Here is a 262-nt window from a genome sequence, read left to right on the forward strand (position 1 = left end):
TGAAGTACCTGGTCTCGTGGGCTCGGAGATGTGTATAAGAGACAGGATGCAACAGTCTGATATTCAGCACATGGAATTCCGCGACGATCGCTTTGTGGCCGCCGTGCAGACGACGCGCGTCAATCACATCCGGCACCTGGTTCAGTTTACCGAGCACCCCTGTCTCTTATACACATCTGACGCTGCCGACGACATCGCTCCAGTGTAGATCTCGGTGGTAGTGGTGTAGGGAGGGGGGGGGGGGGGGGGGGGGGGGGGGGGG

Annotated in this window: 1 protein-coding gene; it reads left to right on the plus strand. The window is 59.9% G+C overall.

Annotated features, from left to right (window positions below):
* The coding region (locus ACNQ0T_RS24470; RefSeq protein WP_417930522.1) for a hypothetical protein at positions 1 to 208 on the plus strand (208 nt) is incomplete at its 5' end.
* Positions 209 to 262: the final 54 nt, after the last annotated feature.

Origin of the sequence: Enterobacter cloacae complex sp.6700776, from assembly GCF_048284255.1 — a bacterium.
Taxonomy (GTDB): domain Bacteria; phylum Pseudomonadota; class Gammaproteobacteria; order Enterobacterales; family Enterobacteriaceae; genus Enterobacter; species Enterobacter intestinihominis.